Source organism: Micromonospora sp. WMMC250, from assembly GCF_027460215.1.
GTDB lineage: Bacteria > Actinomycetota > Actinomycetes > Mycobacteriales > Micromonosporaceae > Micromonospora > Micromonospora taraxaci.
On sequence record NZ_JAPZBJ010000002.1, the window covers coordinates 3,862,217 to 3,879,856 of the forward strand.

18 protein-coding genes are annotated in these 17,640 nt (G+C 71.6%); 6 read left to right on the forward strand and 12 right to left on the reverse strand.

Annotated features, from left to right (window positions below):
* Positions 1–68 precede the first annotated feature (68 nt).
* Positions 69–1,634 (forward strand): SulP family inorganic anion transporter, encoded by a 1,566-nt coding sequence (locus O3438_RS17130; protein WP_269680904.1) that lies wholly within the window; start codon positions 69–71, stop codon positions 1,632–1,634.
* An 80-nt stretch (positions 1,635–1,714) separates the two neighbouring features.
* On the opposite strand, the gene O3438_RS17135 is transcribed toward O3438_RS17130, so the two are convergent.
* From O3438_RS17135 to O3438_RS17150, 4 genes are all read right to left on the reverse strand, one after another.
* Positions 1,715–2,308 carry a hypothetical protein gene (locus O3438_RS17135; RefSeq protein ID WP_269680905.1) on the reverse strand — a complete coding sequence of 198 codons (594 nt, stop codon included), beginning with the start codon at positions 2,306–2,308 and terminating at the stop codon, positions 1,715–1,717.
* Positions 2,309–2,392: 84 nt separating this feature from the next.
* Positions 2,393–3,358, reverse strand: a complete 966-nt coding sequence (locus tag O3438_RS17140; RefSeq protein ID WP_269680906.1) for a golvesin C-terminal-like domain-containing protein — start codon at positions 3,356–3,358, stop codon at positions 2,393–2,395.
* Complete coding sequence (locus tag O3438_RS17145) at positions 3,358–3,510, reverse strand: hypothetical protein (protein ID WP_269680907.1); 153 nt, start codon at positions 3,508–3,510, stop codon at positions 3,358–3,360. The genes O3438_RS17140 and O3438_RS17145 overlap by 1 nt, the downstream gene beginning before the upstream one ends.
* A 126-nt stretch (positions 3,511–3,636) precedes the next feature.
* Positions 3,637–4,425, reverse strand: coding sequence for an aldo/keto reductase (locus tag O3438_RS17150; protein ID WP_269680908.1), 789 nt, complete (start codon positions 4,423–4,425; stop codon positions 3,637–3,639).
* Positions 4,426–4,520: 95 nt separating this feature from the next.
* Here O3438_RS17150 and O3438_RS17155 point away from each other — a divergent pair, with 95 nt between their 5' ends.
* Positions 4,521–5,570 carry a DNA polymerase ligase N-terminal domain-containing protein gene (locus O3438_RS17155; protein ID WP_269680909.1) on the forward strand — a complete coding sequence of 350 codons (1,050 nt, stop codon included), beginning with the start codon at positions 4,521–4,523 and terminating at the stop codon, positions 5,568–5,570.
* A 14-nt stretch (positions 5,571–5,584) separates the two neighbouring features.
* Positions 5,585–6,775 (forward strand): threonine synthase, encoded by a 1,191-nt coding sequence (locus tag O3438_RS17160; protein WP_269680910.1) that lies wholly within the window; start codon positions 5,585–5,587, stop codon positions 6,773–6,775.
* A 10-nt stretch (positions 6,776–6,785) separates the two neighbouring features.
* Here O3438_RS17160 and O3438_RS17165 read toward each other — a convergent pair whose 3' ends face one another.
* From O3438_RS17165 to O3438_RS17175, 3 genes are all read right to left on the reverse strand, one after another.
* Positions 6,786–8,585: a glycoside hydrolase family 15 protein gene (locus tag O3438_RS17165; protein ID WP_269680911.1), complete on the reverse strand. Its 1,800-nt coding sequence runs from the start codon at positions 8,583–8,585 to the stop codon at positions 6,786–6,788.
* A 48-nt stretch (positions 8,586–8,633) separates the two neighbouring features.
* The gene (locus tag O3438_RS17170; RefSeq protein ID WP_145785287.1) at positions 8,634–9,026 is read right to left on the reverse strand and encodes a cupin domain-containing protein; all 393 of its coding nucleotides are present in this window, start codon (positions 9,024–9,026) and stop codon (positions 8,634–8,636) included.
* Between the two features lie 308 nt (positions 9,027–9,334).
* Complete coding sequence (locus O3438_RS17175; protein ID WP_269680912.1) at positions 9,335–10,213, reverse strand: sulfotransferase domain-containing protein; 879 nt, start codon at positions 10,211–10,213, stop codon at positions 9,335–9,337.
* A gap of 91 nt (positions 10,214–10,304) precedes the next feature.
* Here O3438_RS17175 and O3438_RS17180 point away from each other — a divergent pair, with 91 nt between their 5' ends.
* Positions 10,305–11,372, forward strand: coding sequence for a beta family protein (locus tag O3438_RS17180; RefSeq protein ID WP_269680913.1), 1,068 nt, complete (start codon positions 10,305–10,307; stop codon positions 11,370–11,372).
* Between the two features lie 9 nt (positions 11,373–11,381).
* On the opposite strand, the gene O3438_RS17185 is transcribed toward O3438_RS17180, so the two are convergent.
* The gene (locus O3438_RS17185; RefSeq protein WP_269680914.1) at positions 11,382–11,663 is read right to left on the reverse strand and encodes an adhesin; all 282 of its coding nucleotides are present in this window, start codon (positions 11,661–11,663) and stop codon (positions 11,382–11,384) included.
* A gap of 196 nt (positions 11,664–11,859) precedes the next feature.
* Positions 11,860–12,993 carry an NAD(P)-binding domain-containing protein gene (locus O3438_RS17190; RefSeq protein WP_269680915.1) on the reverse strand — a complete coding sequence of 378 codons (1,134 nt, stop codon included), beginning with the start codon at positions 12,991–12,993 and terminating at the stop codon, positions 11,860–11,862.
* A 44-nt stretch (positions 12,994–13,037) separates the two neighbouring features.
* On the opposite strand from O3438_RS17190, the gene O3438_RS17195 reads away from it, so the two are divergent.
* A complete protein-coding gene (locus O3438_RS17195; protein ID WP_269680916.1) occupies positions 13,038–13,754 on the forward strand; it encodes an MIP/aquaporin family protein in 717 nt (238 codons plus the stop codon).
* 66 nt (positions 13,755–13,820) lie between these two features.
* Complete coding sequence (gene dacB, locus O3438_RS17200) at positions 13,821–15,404, forward strand: D-alanyl-D-alanine carboxypeptidase/D-alanyl-D-alanine endopeptidase (RefSeq protein WP_269680917.1); 1,584 nt, start codon at positions 13,821–13,823, stop codon at positions 15,402–15,404.
* Positions 15,405–15,452: 48 nt separating this feature from the next.
* Here the strand turns inward: dacB and O3438_RS17205 are convergent, their stop codons facing one another.
* From O3438_RS17205 to O3438_RS17215, 3 genes are all read right to left on the reverse strand, one after another.
* The gene (locus O3438_RS17205; protein WP_269680918.1) at positions 15,453–15,779 is read right to left on the reverse strand and encodes a hypothetical protein; all 327 of its coding nucleotides are present in this window, start codon (positions 15,777–15,779) and stop codon (positions 15,453–15,455) included.
* A 113-nt stretch (positions 15,780–15,892) separates the two neighbouring features.
* On the reverse strand, positions 15,893–16,846 hold the full coding sequence (locus O3438_RS17210) for a hypothetical protein (protein WP_269680919.1): 954 nt from the start codon (positions 16,844–16,846) through the stop codon (positions 15,893–15,895).
* A 198-nt stretch (positions 16,847–17,044) separates the two neighbouring features.
* Positions 17,045–17,638: a pentapeptide repeat-containing protein gene (locus O3438_RS17215; protein ID WP_269680920.1), complete on the reverse strand. Its 594-nt coding sequence runs from the start codon at positions 17,636–17,638 to the stop codon at positions 17,045–17,047.
* Between the last annotated feature and the right edge of the window lie 2 nt (positions 17,639–17,640).

Sequence of the window (17,640 nt, forward strand, 5' to 3'; positions counted from 1 at the left end):
GGGCCATTTCAAGGGTGAAAGAATCACGCTTAACTATGCATTAATATTACCTAAGTACCTTTCGGCAGATGTCGACTTTCGCGTCATTTCGGCACGATGTTCCCTCGTCGATCGTTGTCTTCCTGATCGCCATCCCGTTGTCCCTGGGCATCGCCGCCGCGTCCGGAGCACCGCTGCTGGCCGGGTTGATCGCCGCCGTCGTGGGCGGAATAGTCGCCGGCGCGCTCAGTGGCGCGCCGCTCCAGGTGAGCGGGCCAGCGGCTGGGCTCACCGTGATCGTCGCGGGCACCATCGCCGAGTTCGGCTTCGCCGGCACCGCCGCAATCGTGACCGTCGCCGGCCTGCTACAGATCCTGCTGGGAATCACCCGCCTCGGGCGGGCTGCGCTCGCCCTGTCGCCAACAGTCGTACACGGGATGCTGGCCGGCATCGGCCTGGTCATCGCGCTGAGCCAGGTCCACGTCGCGCTCGGCGGCGCGCCCCAGAGCTCGGCGTGGGCGAACCTCCGTGACCTACCCGGCCAGATCGCCGACTACCACAGCGTGTCGGTGCTGCTCGGCGCACTGACCATGACCCTGCTGCTGGTCTGGTCGCGTCTGGTCAAGACCACGATGCTGCCGGCAACCCTGGTGGCGGTGGTGGTCACCACTGTGGTCGCGACGGCCCTCGACGCCGACGTGGAGCTGGTGGATCTGCCCGCCGACCCCCTGGGCTCGCTCACCTTCGCCCGCTGGCCCGACTCACCGCCGTGGGAGATCCTCCCGGCAGTCCTCACCATCGCCCTGGTGGCGAGTGTGGAATCTCTTCTTTCCGCTGTGGCCGTCGACCGGATGCACCACGGCCCACGGGCGAACCTCGATCGTGAACTCATCGCCCAGGGCGCCGCGAACGCCGTGTCCGGAACGCTCGGCGGCCTCCCGGTCACCGGCGTCATCGTGCGCAGCTCGGCCAACGTCGCAGCTGGGGCACGCACCCGCGCCTCTGCGGTCCTGCACGGAATCTGGATTGCCGGGTTCGTGATGGCCGGCGCCGTACTGCTGGAGATGATCCCGATGGCCGCGCTCGCGGCCGTCCTCGTGGTGGTCGGCGTACGGCTGGTGAGCCTCGCCCAGATCCGCACCTACGCCCGACACCGGGAGCTGCCCATCTATGTCGTCACAGCGGTCGGCGTGGCCGCGACGGACCTGCTCATCGGGGTCGGGTTGGGCATGGCGACGGCGGTGCTCTTCATGTTGTGGCGGTTGGCCCGCTGCGAGATCCACGTCGCCCAGCCGAGATCCGGCGCATGGCTTGTCTCGATCATCGGAACACTCGCCTTCGTTGCCTCCGGACGCCTCACCCGCCGACTCGCGGCCCTGCCTCCAGGACAGCACGTCGAACTCGAGCTGCACCTGGACTACCTCGACCATGGCGCATACGAGACGATCCGCGACTGGCAGGCGTCCTACACCCGGGCCGGCGGCACCGTCCATGTCAACGAGGTGCACGGCTCGTGGCTTCATCGTGCGGGCACCGACGGGCTCGGCACCGGCAAACGCACCTCCCCGTGCGTGACTCGGGACCGCCGGCCTCCGGGCGCGCAGGGGTCGGTGCGTCACGAGTTGCCGCCGCCGCGATCCACTCCGATCCCGTGACGTCGGGTCAATGAGCCGGGGCTGTGCGGTGGTGACCAGCTGGTCACCACCGCACAGCCATGGTCTCGATCCCGATCCGCTCAGGCGGCCGGCGGGATGCTCCGCGACCGGGACAGCTTGCCGAAGCTGGACGCGATGTCGTCGTACGCGCTGCCGAACCCGCTGCCCGAGACGGTCGTCCAGGTGGACGTGCTCACGTGGACGGTGCCGTCCTCACCCGTCCACCGCTCGCGCGCGAGCGGCTCACCGTCGGGCACCCAGGTGACCTTGAGGACGGTGCTGCCCGTGCTCTCCCGCCGCTCGCCGCAGATCTCGTCCCCGTCGACGATGTCGCAGCGCTGCTGAGACTCCCGGTAGGGCACGGTGGCGGTGAGCTTCGCGCCGTCGGTCAGCGAGAACGAGAAGCGGGTCACCGGCACGTCGTGCGCGCTGCGGGAGACGATGTCGCAGCCGTACACGCCGTCGGTGACGCCACAGACGCCCTTGTGCCACTCGACGTCGACGACGGTGTCGCCGGTCGCGGGCCGGGTCACGTCGACGAACATGCTGCCGTCGCCGTCGAAGTGGGCGTGTGCGTGGCGGCTGACGGTGTCGGCCTGCGCGGGGCCGGCGAACACGGTGACCGTCGCGGCGACCGTCATGCCGGTCACCAGGATGGTGCGGAAGCGGATCACGTTGCTCCTTTGTGGGGTGGAGCGATGACCTTAGATCAATGCACCGGCATCCGCCGCCCGGCTCTGCCGGGCGGCGGATGCCGGTCAGACGCGGGTGAGGCGTACGGCGTCGGCGATGACCAGACCGGTGGCGTTGCTCCACCGGCTCACCGCCACCCGGTTGGCGTCACCGGCCGGCAGTGCGAACGTGCCGAGGACCCGCCACTGCCCGCCGGTCACCCGCTGGTCGACGTAGACGGTCCGGTTGCCGGAGCTGGTGGCGACGATGTAAGGGGTGGCGCTGTTGTAGCCGCTGTTCGTCGGCCACCAGGCCTCGACCCGGTAGTTGCCGGCCGCCGGCACGCTGAACCGGTACCAGGCGGGGTCGCTGGCGGCGACCGGGTCGGCGTACCGGTAGTCGGCGCCGTACCGCTGGCTGGAGTACGTCGAGACACCCCAACTGGCGCTGGCGGTGAACCGACCGGCGGTAGTGTTGTCCACTGTGGAAGACCAGGCCGTACCGCTGCCGGCCATCTTCGCCGCGACGTCGGCCCTCATCACGGTGAGGTCGATGAAGGAGGGGTCGATCTTGCCGGTGGTGCTGGTCTCCCGGTGCCCGCGGGCGTAGCTGCTGTCGCGGCCGAGGCGGGTGAGCACGGCGGCGGTGGCGGCGATCGACGCGTTGTACTGCGCGGCGGTCATCTCCTGGTTGACGCCGTTGTAGTCGATCTCCCACCCGATCATGAGGGTGTTGCCGTCCCCGGACGGGATCGGCCCGCTGCCACCGCTGACCCCGGCGTGGTTGCAACGGCCGGCGGAGATGACGTGGAAGACACCGTTGTAGTCGACGAGCGCCTGACACAGCGGCCCGGGCAGGTCGGAGCGGCCGTTGATGCAGATGCCGAGCGCCGGGTGCGGGTTGCTGGCGCTGCTGGTGGAGGCGGTGTGGTGCCAGAGCACACCGATCGGGTCGAAGGAGCCGGGTCGCATCCGGTTGAGCCAGTCGCCCTCGACGACGACCTGGACCCCGGCGCCGCGCAGCACGTCGACGAGCCAGGGAATGGTCGCCATCAGGCGTCCTGGAGCAGGTCGGCGAGGCACTCGGCCTGCGGTGCGGCGGTCGCCGGCCGGGGGCGGGCGACGACTGTCAACGCGGCGACCACCAGGGCGGGGATGCCGAGCACCCCGCGGCGGCGTAGACGGATGGTTGGTGATCGGGTCATGGCGATCCTCCAGCGACGGCGGGCACGAACGGATCGACGATCGTGATGACGGGCACGCTATACCGTCACGAACGTCGATGTCGATGCCCTTCATCGCCAGGGCGATGATTGAAGGAAACCGCCGCGTCAGGCGTCGCCGAGCGCGTCGATGTCGCGCATCTCCTCCGCCGTCAGCGAGAAGTGGAAGACGTCGAAGTTGGCGGTGATCCGCTCCGGCGTCACCGACTTGGGGATCGCCACGATCTCGTGGTCGATGTGCCAGCGCAGCACCACCTGCGCCGGGGAGACGTCGTGCGCCGCCGCGATCCTGGTCAGCACCGGGTCGCTGAGGTCACTGGTCTTGAAGGGGCTGTACCCCTCCAGCACCACTCCCCGGTCCCGGTGCTCGGCGTGCCGCTGCCGGTCGTACAGCGCCGGACTCCACTCGATCTGGTTGACCGCCGGGTTCTCCTCGGTCGACTGGATCAACTCGTCGATCTGCCCGGTGCTGTAGTTGCTGACGCCGATCGCCCGGGTCAGGTTCTCGTCGCGGGCGGCCAGCAACTCGCGCCACAGCGGGATGCTGTCCGTCGGCGACGACGGCGGCCAGTGGATCAACCAGAGGTCCAGGTGGTCGACGCCGAGCGCCTCCAGGCTGGCCTCCAACGTCGCGCGCTCCTGACCCACCCGGTTGGGCGGGAGCTTGGTGGTGATGAAGATGTCATCTCGGCGCAGCCCGCTCTCCCGCACCGCCCGGCCGACCTCCCGCTCGTTGCCGTACACGGTGGCGGTGTCGATGTGCCGGTAGCCGGTGTCGAGCGCGGCCAGCACCGCGTCGTAGCCGGCCTGGCCGGTGGCCTGCCAGGTGCCGAAGCCGAGCAGGGGCATCCGCACGTCACCGGGGAGCAGGGCGGCGGGCTGGTCGGTGAGGTCCATGAGGTCCGTTCTACCCCGCCGAGCCCTCTGCCGCCGAGTGAACCGGACACTCCGGCGTCCAGCGCGACGGATCGCCGTGCCGGAGAATGCGGGGTGTGACGGACCGGTTGGAGGAGTACCGGCGACGACGGGACGCGGCCCGGACACCGGAGCCCGTGCCGGAGCGGAGCCCCACGGCCGCCGGCCCGGACGGCGACAGCGCCCGCTTCGTCATCCAGCAGCACCACGCCCGCAGCCTGCACTGGGACCTGCGCCTGGAACACGACGGGGTGCTCGCGTCCTGGGCGGTGCCGCGTGGCCTCCCCCGCGACCCGGGCCGCAACCACCTCGCCGTGCACACCGAGGACCACCCGATGGAGTACCTCGACTTCGCCGGCGAGATCCCCGCAGGCGAGTACGGCGGCGGCCGGATGCTGATCCACGACCGGGGCACCTACCGGTGCGAGAAGTGGCGTGACGACGAGGTGATCGTGACGCTCTCCGGTGACCGCACCGCCGGTCGATACGTCCTCTTCGCCACCGGCGGCCGGGACTGGATGATCCGACGCACCGACGCGTCGCCGCCGGGATGGACGCCGATGCCCGACCTGGTCCGCCCGATGCACGCCACGTCGGCCGCCAGGCTCCCCCGCGACCGGACCGCCTGGGGGTACGAGCTGCGGTGGGACGGGGTCCGGGCGATGGCGTACGTCTCCGGTGGGCGGCTGCGGCTGCTCTCCGAGACCGACGAGGAGATCACCGGCGGGTATCAGTGGCTGCGGGCGATCGCCGAGACGCTCGCGCCCACCGAGGCGGTGCTCGACGGTGTGCTGGTGCGCATCGACAGCGCCGGCCGGGTGCGCCCGGTCCGCCCGTCCACCGGCAGCCGGGTTCCCGCCGGCGCCCAGTACCTGGTGGTCGACCTGCTCTGGCTGGAGGGCGTGAGCAGCGTCGACGTGCCGTACGCGCAACGCCGGGAGCTGCTCGATGGGCTGGCCTTGGCGGGTACGCACTGGCAGACTCCGCCGTGGTTCCCCGGCGCGGGCGACGAGGCCCTGCGCGCCGGGCAGGAGCAAGGCCTGCCGGGCGTGGTCGCCAAGCGGCTGGACTCGGTCTACGAGCCGGGGCTGCGCAGTCGGCACTGGCTGAGCGTCGACGCGGTCTGACGGCGAGGAGCGACGTGTACCTGACCCACCTGGACTGCCCGCGCTGCGGACGCGAGCACACCGCCGACCAGCTGCAGAACCTCTGCGAGTGCGGCTCGCCGTTGCTGGCCCGCTACGACCTGCCGGCGGTGGCGAAGGCGGTCACCCCGGAACGCTTCCCACTGCGCCCGGCCGACCTGTGGCGCTACCGGGAGCTGCTGCCGGTCGGCGATCCACGGCACGTCACGACGCTCGGTGAGGGCTGGACGCCGCTGCTGCGCGCCCCCGCGTACGGCGCCGAGATCGGCATCACCGACCTGATGGTCAAGGACGAGGGGTTGATCCCGACCGGCTCGTTCAAGGCACGGGGCGCGGCGGTCGGGGTGAGCCGTGCCCGTGAGCTGGGCGTCGAACGGATCGCCATGCCCACCAACGGCAACGCCGGGTCGGCCTGGGCCACGTACGCCGCGCGGGCCGGGATCGGCGCGACCATCGTGATGCCGCTGGACGCGCCGGGAATCTGCCGACGCGAGTGCGTCGCCGCCGGCGCGGATCTACGCCTGGTCGACGGGCTCATCAGCGACGCCGGTCGGCGGGTGGCCGAGCTGATCGCGGAGTCGAACGGAACGATCTTCGACGCCGGCACGCTGCGCGAGCCCTACCGGCTGGAGGGCAAGAAGACGATGGGGTACGAGATCGTCGAGCAGCTCGGCTGGCAGGTCCCCGACGTGATCATCTATCCGACGGGCGGCGGTGTCGGCCTGATCGGCATCCACAAGGCGATGCACGAGCTGCGCGAGCTGGGCTGGGTCGGCGACAAGCTGCCCCGACTGGTGGCCGTGCAGTCGACCGGCTGCGCGCCGATCGTGCGGGCGTTCGCCGCCGGTGCGGACCGGGCGGAGCCGTGGGAGGACGCGCACACAGTGGCGTTCGGCATCACCGTCCCGGCTCCGCTGGCCGACGAGCTGATCCTGGCGGCGTTGCGGGAGTCGTCCGGCACCGCCGTGGCGGTCGACGACGCGGACCTGCTGACCGACCTTCGGGAGTTCGCCGGACGGGAGGGGTTGCTGCTCTGCCCGGAGGGCGCGGCCTGTCTGACGGCGGCGCGGCAACTACGCGCCGGCGGGTGGATCCGGGCCGGCGAACGGGTGGTGGTGCTCAACACGGGCGCGGGACTGAAGTATCCGGACACTGTCGACGTGTCCGGCGTACCTGTGCTGAGCTGAGCCGGGCGGCTCAGAAACTGTTCGGCTCCGTCAACCGCCAAGCTGCGTTGATCAGCCCGATGTGCGAGAGCGCCTGCGGGGTGTTGCCGAGCTGCACCCCGGTGGTCAGGTCGATCTGCTCGCTGAACAGTCCCACGTCGTTGGAGAACCCGATCACCCGCTCGAACAGCGCCTCGGCCCGCTTCGGCTCCCCCGTCATCACCAGGCACTCCACCAGCCAGAACGAGCACAGCAGGAAGCCGGCCGGGTCGGTCGTCCACCGGCGCAGCAGTCCGCTCTCGGTGCCCAGGTCCCGCTCGACCATCTCGATGGTCGAGCGCATCCGCGGGTCGGTGGCCGGCAGGAAGCGCGCCACCGGCATGGCGAGCACCGAGGCGTCCAGCTCCGGCGACCCGAACGCCCCGGTGAACGCCCCGATCCGCTCGTTCCACCCCTCGCGCAGCACGGTGTCCCGGATCTCGTCGCGTACCGCTGCCCAGCGGTGCGGGTCGGCCCGGTCGCCGAGCCGGTCGGCGAGCCCCACCGCCCGGTCCAGCGCCAGCCAGCAGGACACCTTCGACGAGACGTAGTGCCGCTCCTCGTCCCGGGTCTCCCAGATGCCCCGGTCCGGCAGACGCCAGGTCGCGGCCACCTGTTCGGTCAACCCGAGCACCATCTCCCGCAGCTCGCCCTCGAACCTCGCCCCGAGGTAGTCGCGCAGCCGCCACACCGCCGACATCACCTCCCCGGGCACGTCGAGCTGCCGCTGCCGCCAGGCGTCGTTGCCGACCCGGACCGGCCGGCTGTCGCGGTATCCGCGCAGGTGGTTGCAGTGGTGCTCGGAGAGGTCCCGCTCACCCTCCAACCCGAAGAGCACCGGCACGGGTTCGTCGCCGAACCGGCCGATCGAGCGGGTCGCCCAGGCGAACAGCCGCGACGTCTCGTCGGGACAGGCCGCCACCCAGAGCGCGCGCATCGTCAACGAGAAGTCCCGCAGCCAGGAGTAGCGGTAGTCGTAGTTGCGGTCGCCACCGACCTGCTCGGGCAGCGAACTGGTCAGTGCCGCGGCGACCGCGCCGCTGCGGGAGTACGTGAGGCCGGTCAGGACCGTCGCGCTGTGCCGGACGAGTTCGGGGTACCGACCCTTGTAGATGTGCGTGTCGCGGAACGCCTGCCACGCCTGCGTCGTCTCGGCGAGGGCGGCCAACGGCTCCATCCGGGCCGGTGGGGTGCCGTACGTCTCACCGAACGCCGCGTCCATCCCGATCACCTGACCGGCGGAGATCTCGAACTCGTGGGTGACCCGGTCGACGTCCGCCCGCAGGTCCAGATCGTCGGCGCGCAAGACCAGCACCACCGGGCCCGCGCCGGCCAGCACACCGCCGTCGGGCTGCTCGTGCAGGTACGGAGTGAGCAGGCCGTACTCGGGTCGGGGCGCGAAGTCCAGTGCCATCCGCACCCGCCCGGTCAGCCCGTGCACCACTCGGATCAGTACGGCGGGTGAGTTCTTGCCCAGCTCGTGTGCACGGGCTCCGGCCTCGGCGGCGAGGGCGTCGGTGACGGACACACTGCCTTCCGGCGTGTGATGCACCGTCCGGAGCACCAGGGAGTCCGGCAGGTACGCCCGCTCCGTCCGATGACCCGGTCCGCCGACGCCCACCGGCGCCAGTTTGAAGTGCCCGGCGCCAGGGTCGAGCAGCCGTCCGAAAACGGACACCCCGTCGAACCGGTCCGGGCACCACCAGTCGACCGACCCGTCCTTGCCGACGAGGGCGCCGGAACGAGAGTCCGAGAGGAATGCGTAGTCGGAGATCGCCGGCTGCTGCTCCACCCGCCGCGGGTACCCACATCGGGTCGGATCAGGCAGCCGGCGGCCGGATCACTCGGTGGGTGGCTCGTCCTCGCCCGCCGCCTCCGCCGCGTCGGCCTCCTCCTTGGTTCGGTGCACCGCCTGGTCGGCGTGCTCCGGCGGGCCGTAGACGGTGTACAGCACCAGCGGGTTGGGCCCGGTGTTGACGAAGTTGTGTTTGGTGCCGGACGGCACCACGACCAGGTCGCCCGCGGCGACCTTCTTCTTCTCGCCGGCGACCTGGGCCTCGCCGACGCCGCTGACGAACGTCAGGATCTGGTCGATGCCCTCGTGGACCTCCTCGCCGATCTCACCACCGGCGGGGATGGTCATGATGACCAACTGGGTGTGCTCACCGGTCCACAGCACCCGCCGGAAATCCGGGCTCTTCTCGGCGACGGTCGCGATCGTGAAATGCTCCATGCCCCCGCTCATACCCCGTTCGGCGGTGCACCACGCCGGGACTCGCAGATGGTGGAATTCCCCACGTTCGGCGGGTTTGGATCCGAACCTACCGGGGATCGACAACCCGACCGGCATGAACGGCCGGTCGAGCCAGGTCCCCGCCGGCGTACCGCCGAACGGCTGCGGTGGTGGGAGACGGCCAGAGCGCGGCGACGTTGCGACCACGGTCCAACGGCGCCGCGCGCTCATTCCCCCACCCCACCCCACCCCCACCTGTGTCGATCATGGAGCTGTGTGGTGACAAAGCCGGGGGTGGGGGGTGAGGGCTAGCGGTGTAGCCAGGTGAGCAGGTCGGGCGGAGCCAGCGCCGCCACACGCTTCTCGTAGCCGGCCTGCGCGGTCGCGTCCAGCATGTTCCGGCCCTGGCCTGAGCCGCCCTGGCGGAAGAAGGCCCGGCGGTCGCGCAGCACACCGAGCGTGTCCGGAGCGAGCCGGTCGGCGCGCTCCCGCATCCGGCCGAAGGTCGCCGCCTCCACCAGCTCCGGCCCCGGACGCGGAAGCTCCCACCGGTCGGCGAGCCGGCGCATCTCACCGCCCAGGTCGGCCAACAGGTCGTCGTAGTGCACCAGCTCGACGTTCGGCTCGTGTCGACGCGCCCAGGCATCGGTCAGGTGCAGCATCACCCCGGGCAGCGAATCCAGCTCGGCACGCGGGTCGACCTCCTGGTCGACCCAGCTGCGCAGCCACTGCTCCACCGGCACGCGCTCCCGGGTCGGCCCGGACGGGGCGGGCTGGCCGGTCAGCTCCGCGAGGCGCGCCCGGTCCAGGTTGCCCGCCTGGTGGTAGAGCGAGACAGCCATGTCCAGCGGATGCCGGGCCACCACCACGTAGTGCACCCGGGGGTCGAGAGGCACCCCGTCCAGCGGGGTGTGCGTCTTGATGAACCGCCGGTGCGGCTGCGCGGCCAGCCTGTCGAACACCGCGTCACGGGGTTCGGCGAGCCAGTCCAGCCAGGGCGACAGCACGTTCAGCGGCGCCGGCAGCTCGGGAGTGCCCAGCACCAGCAGCGCGCAGATCATCTGCATCCAGGTGGTGCCGCTCTTGGAACGGGTGCTGATCACGATGTCGCCGTCACGGAACCGGAATCCGGCCCACCGGCCGCTGTCCTCGTCGTCGGAACGGTAGCGGTGCGCTGGCTCGGGCATCGGAGGAGCGTAGTCGCCGAGACGACAGTCGAGCAGCCGAATTCCGACTCCACGAGCTGTGACATATGCGCATGCCTGGCTAGATTGAAGTATGGTGCCCGCCCCCGGGAGCCGGGCGGCGGAACCGGTCTACCGCCCCATCCTCGCCTGCCGGCGCGGTGAGCTGGATGCCCTCAGCCACCTCGACCAGACGGCCACCGCACGTGTCGCCCCGGTCCTGGAGATCGGCACCGTCGACAGGACCACAGTGGACGTTCTGCGCCGGCTGCCAGCCGGGCTCCTGCCGGCCGTGGACGTCAGCGCCCTCCCCGACAGCCGCGCAGCGGAGCTGAGCCGCTGGGGCGTACCCCTGGTGCCGGTCATCGGTCTCACGGAGAGCGACCACCGGCTGGTCACGCACGGCGCGGCGGCACGGGCGTGCGGCCGGCGGGCGCTGGTCCGCCTGCGGGCCGGCCAGGACCGGGCCGGGCCGGACGGCAGCACCGCCGCCGCCGAACGGGTCTGGCGGTCCACCGACCTCGTTCCGGAGGAGTGCGACCTGCTGGTGGACGCGGGGGACGTGTGCTGCCCGGCGGATGTGCGGGCGGCCGAACCGCGGGTGCGCCGCCTGCTCGACTGGGCGCGCCGGCACGCCTGGCGCTCGGTGACCGTGGCAGCGGGTGGGATGCCACCGACGTTGTCCCGGCTGCCCACCGACGAGCCGATCCGGTTGGACCGTTGGGACTGGCAGCTCTGGCAACGGCTGGCCGACACCGGTGTCGACTACGGCGACTACGGAGTCCACCCGGCCGTGCCCGGCAACGGTGATCCTGGTGATCGGCTGCCGACGGTGCGGTACACGGACGACGGCAGCTGGTGGATCTACCGCTGGGCGCGGCGAGGTGGCCGGGGCGACGAGCGGTTCGCCGACCTGTGCCGCACGCTGGTGTCGGCGCCGCACTGGCCGAGCACCGGCGCGGCGTTCTCCTGGGGTGACCACGAGCTGCTCCGCCGGGCCCGCCGGGGCGCCGGCGCCGGTTCGGCCGCCAACTGGGCGGCCTGGAGCACCTCACACCACCTGGCGTACGTACTCGCCACGCTGTTGCGCCCGGACGGCGACATCGCGCCGAGGTGGAATCCCCGGCCCGGTCCGCCACAGCGCGGACGCTCGCTGCGGTGAGACGGGTGGCTACTGCTTCTCGGTGAAGCCGAACTGGATGACGCCCTCGTCGTCCACGGTGGCGTCCACCGAGGCGTCGCCGAGCAGTTCGGCGGCGTCCTCGTCGAGGAAGATGCGGGCGCCCTGGTTGTCGACCACCCGATCGCCCTGCGCCGGCTCGGGCACCAGCTCCACCGAGAGCGAGCCGGCCTCGGTGTCGGCGGCGATACGCACTCCGCCGCCCTCGGCGACGTCCTGCTGGTTGGCCAGGTCACGGATGACGAGCACGGCGTTGTCGGTCATGGTGAGCATGAGTGGAACTCCTCGTGGAATCTCGGCTCCCGGTCGAAACGCTCTCGCAGACCGGCTGATCGGTCCGCGGACGAACGCATCGGGGAGGCGACAGAAAGGGCGAACGGTCATCGCCGTCGCATCGAATCGGGGGCAGCTGAGGGCCCCGCCACCTCCACCGTGCCCGCTGACCGCCGATCCGTCAAATAGAGCCAGGTCAGTCGAGAGCGGGGGCCGGGGCCAGCCAGGCGCGAATCTCGCTGACCGCCGCGCGACCGGCCCGGTTGGCGCCGATCGTGCTGGCCGAGGGGCCGTAACCGACCAGGTGAATCCGCTCGTCGGCGACCACCCGGGTGCCGTCCATCGTGATACCGCCGCCCGGGGCGCGCAGCCCCAGCGGGGCGAGGTGGTCGATGGCGGCGCGGAAACCGGTGCACCAGAGGATCACGTCCGCCGGGACGAACCGTCCGTCCGCCCAGGCCACCCCGTCGGGTGTGATCCGGTCGAACACGGGTAGCCGGTCCAGGACGCCCCGCTCACGCAGCCGGCGTACCTCCGGCGTGACCGGCAGCCCCGTCACGCCCACCACACTGCCCGGTGGGCGGCCCTGCCGTACCGCCTCGTCCACCCGGGCCACCGCGGCGCGGCCCAACTCCGGGCCGAACTCCTCGTCGCGGAACTCCGGCGGTCGGCGGGTCACCCAGGTGGTGGCCGCCGCGACCGTGGAGACCTCCCCCAGCAACTGCACGGCGGAGGTGCCCCCACCGACGACCACCACCCGCAGGCCGGCGAACTCGGCCGGCCCCCGGTAGTCGGCGGTGTGCAGTTGCCGGCCCCGGAACGACTCCCGGCCCGGGTAGTGCGGCCAGAACGGCCGGGTCCAGGTGCCGGTCGCGTTGATCAGAGCGCGGGCGATCCACCGGCCCTGGTCGGTGTGCACGTCCAGCCGCCCGTCCGGGCGGGAACGCACCGCACGGACCCGCACCGGACGTCGTACCGGCAGGTCGAATGTCCTCTCGTACGCGGCGAAGTAGGCGCGTACCTGCTCGGCCGCCGGACGGTGGGGCTGCACGGGCGGGAGGGGCAGCCCGGGCAGGTCGTGGAAGCCGTGCACCCGGTCGAAGACGAGCGTCGGCCAGCGGTGCTGCCAGGCTCCGCCCGGCCCGTCGTCGGCGTCGAGGATGACGAAGCCGCCGCCGGGCGGGAAGCCGGTCCGGCGCAGGTGGTAGCCGGCGCTCAGGCCGGCCTGACCGGCCCCGATCACCACGACGTCCGCTGAGTGGGTGTCCACCTGGTGTGCAACACCACGGTCGGCGCCGGTGTGCCCGTAGTCGGCCGTCGCGCCGATCACAGACTTTCGCCAATGACGCCCTGACCTGCACCTACGCTGAGTGGATGAGCGACTTCCGGCGGTATGCGGCCGAGTTCCTCGGAACCCTGCTGCTCGTCTTCTTCGGAGTGGGCAGCGCCGTCGCGGCACGGGTTCAGGGCGGCGTGGTGGTGGTCGCATTGTCCTTCGGGTTCGTGATGCTCGCTCTCGTCTACACGATCGGCCCGCTGTCCGGCAGTCACGTCAACCCGGCGGTGACACTCGGTGTGCTGCTCTCCGGCAAGATCTCGGTGCTCGGCGCGGTGGCGTACTGGATCGCCCAGTTCGTGGGTGCGACGGTGGCCGCCTTCGCGCTCTGGGCGCTGACCCGCTGGGGCGACGTCGCGGACCAGACCGGGGCACTGGGCACGAACGGTTACGGCGCCCACATCAACCGGGGTGGCGCGGCGGTTCTGGAGGTCGTGCTGACCTTCCTGTTCGTCCTCGTCGTCCTGGTGGTGACCAGTCGGAGCGAGAACCCGGGTACCGCCGGGGTGGCCATCGGGTTGGCCCTCGCCGCGACCCAGTTGGTCGGTCTGACGCTGACCGGCGCGGCGGTCAACCCGGCCCGTGCGTTCGGCCCGGCGGTCTTCGAGGGCGGCGTGGCCCTGCGGCAGCTCTGGGTGTTCATCGTCTTCCCGCTGCTCGGTGGTGCGCTCGCCGCCCTGGTCGCGCCGTTGGTCATGGGGGCGCAGCGGCACTACTGGGGTGGACACGAGAAGTCGGTGGGACGACCGACGTAGCCCGATTGGCAGTAACTTTCGCGTGGCGCTCTTTTCCGGCGATTATCTTCGTGGCAGCATCAGCGCATGCATCGCCGTCATTTCGTCCGGGCCCTCGCGCTGCTCACGCTGGCCGCCACCGCAGCCACCACCGGCGCGTCGGGCGCCACGGCCGAGTCGCCCACCCCCGCGACGACCCGACTGCACGACACCATCGACACGATCCTCGCCGACGCCCGCCTCGGCGGGGCGCAGGCCTCGGTGGTCGTGGTCGACACCAGCACGGGGCAGACGCTCTACGACCGCAACGGCGACCGCCGGCTCATCCCGGCCTCCAACACCAAGCTGATGACCTCGACAGCGGCCCTCGGGCTGCTCGGGCCGGGCCACCGCTTCACCACCGACGTGCACACCAGCGGCAAACGCCGCGCCGGTCTGCTCACCGGCAACCTCTACCTGCGCGGAGGCGGTGACCCGACCATGCTCGCCGCCGACTACGACGCGCTCGCCGCCCAGGTCGCCGCCGACGGGGTACGGGTGGTCACCGGCAACCTGGTCGCCGACGACACCCGCTACGACCAGACCCGCCTCGGCCCCGACTGGACCTGGGACGACGAGCCCTACTACTACGCCGCGCAGGTCTCCGCGTTGACCGTCGCCCCGGACACCGACTACGACGCCGGGACGGTGATCGTGCAGGCCGCACCCGCCCGCCGGGCCGGTGCCCCGCCGGTGGTCAACACGACCCCGCCCACCGCATACGTCCGCGTCGACAACCGGGCCGTGACGGTCGCCGAGGGCGAGACCTCGATCTCGATCGAGCGCGAACACGGCGGCAACACAGTGGTGGTGACCGGCCAGATCGCCGTCGGAGACGAGCCCGCCAGCGACTGGGTGACCGTCTGGGAACCCACCGGCTACGCGGCCGACGTGTTCCGAGCGGCGTTGCACAGGCACGGCGTCCGGGTGATCGGCCGGACCGTGCTGGGCCAGGCCACCCCGGAGACCGCCCACCCGGTGGCCCGGCACGACTCGATGAGTCTCGGCGAGCTGATGACACCGTTCCTCAAGCTCTCCAACAACGGGCACGCCGAGGTGTTGACCAAGGAGATCGGCCGGGTGCTGAGCGGTTCGGGCACCTGGACCGCCGGCATGACCGCGATCAGCGAGTACGTCGCCGACACCGGGATGGACACCGGGCGACTACGCCAACGCGACGGATCCGGGCTGTCCCGGCGCAACCTGGTCCCGGCGGCGGAGTTCGTGGACCTGCTCGACGCCGTCCGCGCGGAACCGTGGTTCGAGACCTGGTACGCGGCCCTGCCGATCGCCGGGCAACCCGAACGGTTCGTCGGCGGCACTCTCCGGAGCCGGATGGCCGGCACCCCCGCGGCCGGCAACGTGCACGCGAAGACCGGCAGCCTGACCGGTGTCTCCGGACTCTCCGGCTACGTCACCAGCGCCGACGGCCGACTGCTGGCGTTCGCCATCCTGCTAAACAACTACCTGACGGCGTCGGTCAAGCCGTTGGAGGACCAGATCGCCGTGGCACTGGCCGGTTTCCGCGCGGACGGTGCGAGCACCGCCCGGATGGCACCGCCGGCGGTGCCGGAGACTCCCCGGACACCGGAGGGCGTCGAGTGCTCCTGGGTCAAACCGATCACCTGTTGAGTGGGGGGCCGGGAGGCGCGGGCTGTCGCCTCCCGGCCGGACGCGCGCTCAGGCCGGACGCTTCGGTGGGGGGACCACCGCCGTCGGGTCGCCGCGCTCGATGAGGGCGGCGATCTCGGCGGCCCGCAGCCCGCGCAGTGCCAGCACCCGGGTGCCCCAACGGTGCAGGCGACACGGGTGCGGGCTGGCGTCGTTGCGGCAGACCACTCCCCCGGACCACCGCCGGGGGGCGTGTACCACCACCGCCCGCACCGCGAACTGGGTGTCCTCGCCCGTCACGTACGGCGGCAGGGGGATGTCTCGGAGCACCTCCCCGGACGCTTCAGCGGCACCGGACGAAGCGGCGCGACGGACGCGGTGGGCGGCACTACTCATCTCCGCTGCCTCCACACTGGATCGTCGGATGGGGACAGCAGAAAGCTACGACCTCCTCGACCGTCGGCGACGGACAAACTGTCCCGCTGTGTGGCCGCGCGGCGGTTTGCCGGTCAGCGGACCGCCACTGCCTGGAGGCCGACGTTGCCGCAGTGCGGGGTGAAGACCTTCTCGACCTTCCAGCTCAGCAGCAGTCGGGCGCCCTTCGGCACCGTGAACGTGATGGTGAACTGAGCGCTCTGACTCGTGTACGGGTCCTCCAGCACCACGCTGCTGGCGGGCCCGCCGGTGGACAGTCGAGCCTCCAGGCGCCCCCGGGCCATCCAGATGCCGCCGTAGAGCTGGACCGTGCGTGACTCACCGCTGCCGGCGACGGCGAGGGAGAACCCGTTGCCGGCGCCGCAGGTGTAGACGCCTTCTGAGCTGTCCCGTGCGGACCGCTGCGACGAGCCGTCGGACCATCGGACGTGCTCCTGGTTGCCGTCCCAGGCGACGCGGGTGCCGGCGCCACCCTCGTCGGCGATCTCCCCGGAACCCGCCCGCTTGCGGACCGTCGAGTTGCCCCCGCGCTGCCCCCAGTGCATCCAGTCCCGCGCACCCACGGCGGTCAGGTTGACCTCGGCGGGCATCTCCCCCCGGGTCACCGACAGCTCCGCAGACTGCTGTGACGCTGGCGGCGGGGCCGGCGCGGTCGTGGACGGTGTCGGGTCGGGCGAGGGCGGGCGCTGGCGCGGACGCAGGCCGGGCTCCGCCGGCCCCGCGTCACCGGTGCGCCCGTCGGTGGCCGGGAAGCCGGGAGAACGGGCGACGACCCCGGTCACGCCGCCCGCACCACCCGCCTGGTCGTCGTCGGGCGCCGGCTCCGACCGGAAGCTCAGGTACGAGATCAACGCCGCCAGGCAGGCGAGGACGGCGACCCCCTCCACCGCCCAACGCCTACGCCGTCGGGCACGGGCGACCCGGCGCAGCGCGGCGCGGGTCTGCCCGGAGGTGACGGCACCCGAGCGGTGCTTCGCCGATGCGTCCTCGGCACCCGAATCAGTGCGCGTGCGGTCTTCGTCCGCCACCGACCCCTCCAACTCCACCACCCGGCCGCCGCCGACCGCAGCGGATCACACCGTCCACTGTGGGCCGTTTCGCGTTCGTACCGGTGTGGACGACACGCTAGATCCGGACTGCCGGACGTGTCCAGCCCGCAGTCGGACGAGGCCCGACGTCCCGCCCGCGCCGGCGGGCACTTCGGCAGGCCACGAACGCCGCTCGGGTCAGCCGATCCGAAACCCGAGCAACTGCGCGATGACCACTGCCTGCCCGACGTCGACGATCGCGCCGGCCCGCTCGACTACCGTCGGATCGAGCGCGGTGAGGTCGCTGCCCCGCAGGTCGGCGCCACCGAGCCGGACGTTGAGCAGCTGCGCGCCGGACAGGTCGACGCCGGTGACGGTGGCGCCGGTCAGGTTGGCCCGGGTCAGGTCCACCTCCCGCATCCGCACCCCGGCCAGCCGGACACCCCGCAGATCGGCGCCGGGCAGCGCGACGAAGGACCAGTCGCCGCCGTCGACTGTCAACGGGCGCAGGTCGCAGTCGACGAAGGTGCTGCCGACCAGCTTGCAGCCGGTGAACTCGGCCTCGAAGAAGTTGCACCGGCGGAAGACGCACCGGGTGAAGGCCGAGTCGACATGCCGGGACGCGTTGAACCGGACGTTGCCGAACGTGCACCCGGTGAAGACCGCTCCCCGACTCGCCGCCTCGGTCAGGTCCACGTCGAAGAACTCGCAACTGACGAAATGCCGGTCGGTCAGCTCCTCGCCGTACCAGTCCTCGTTGCGGAAGGTCACGTCCTCGGTCAGCTCCGGCATCC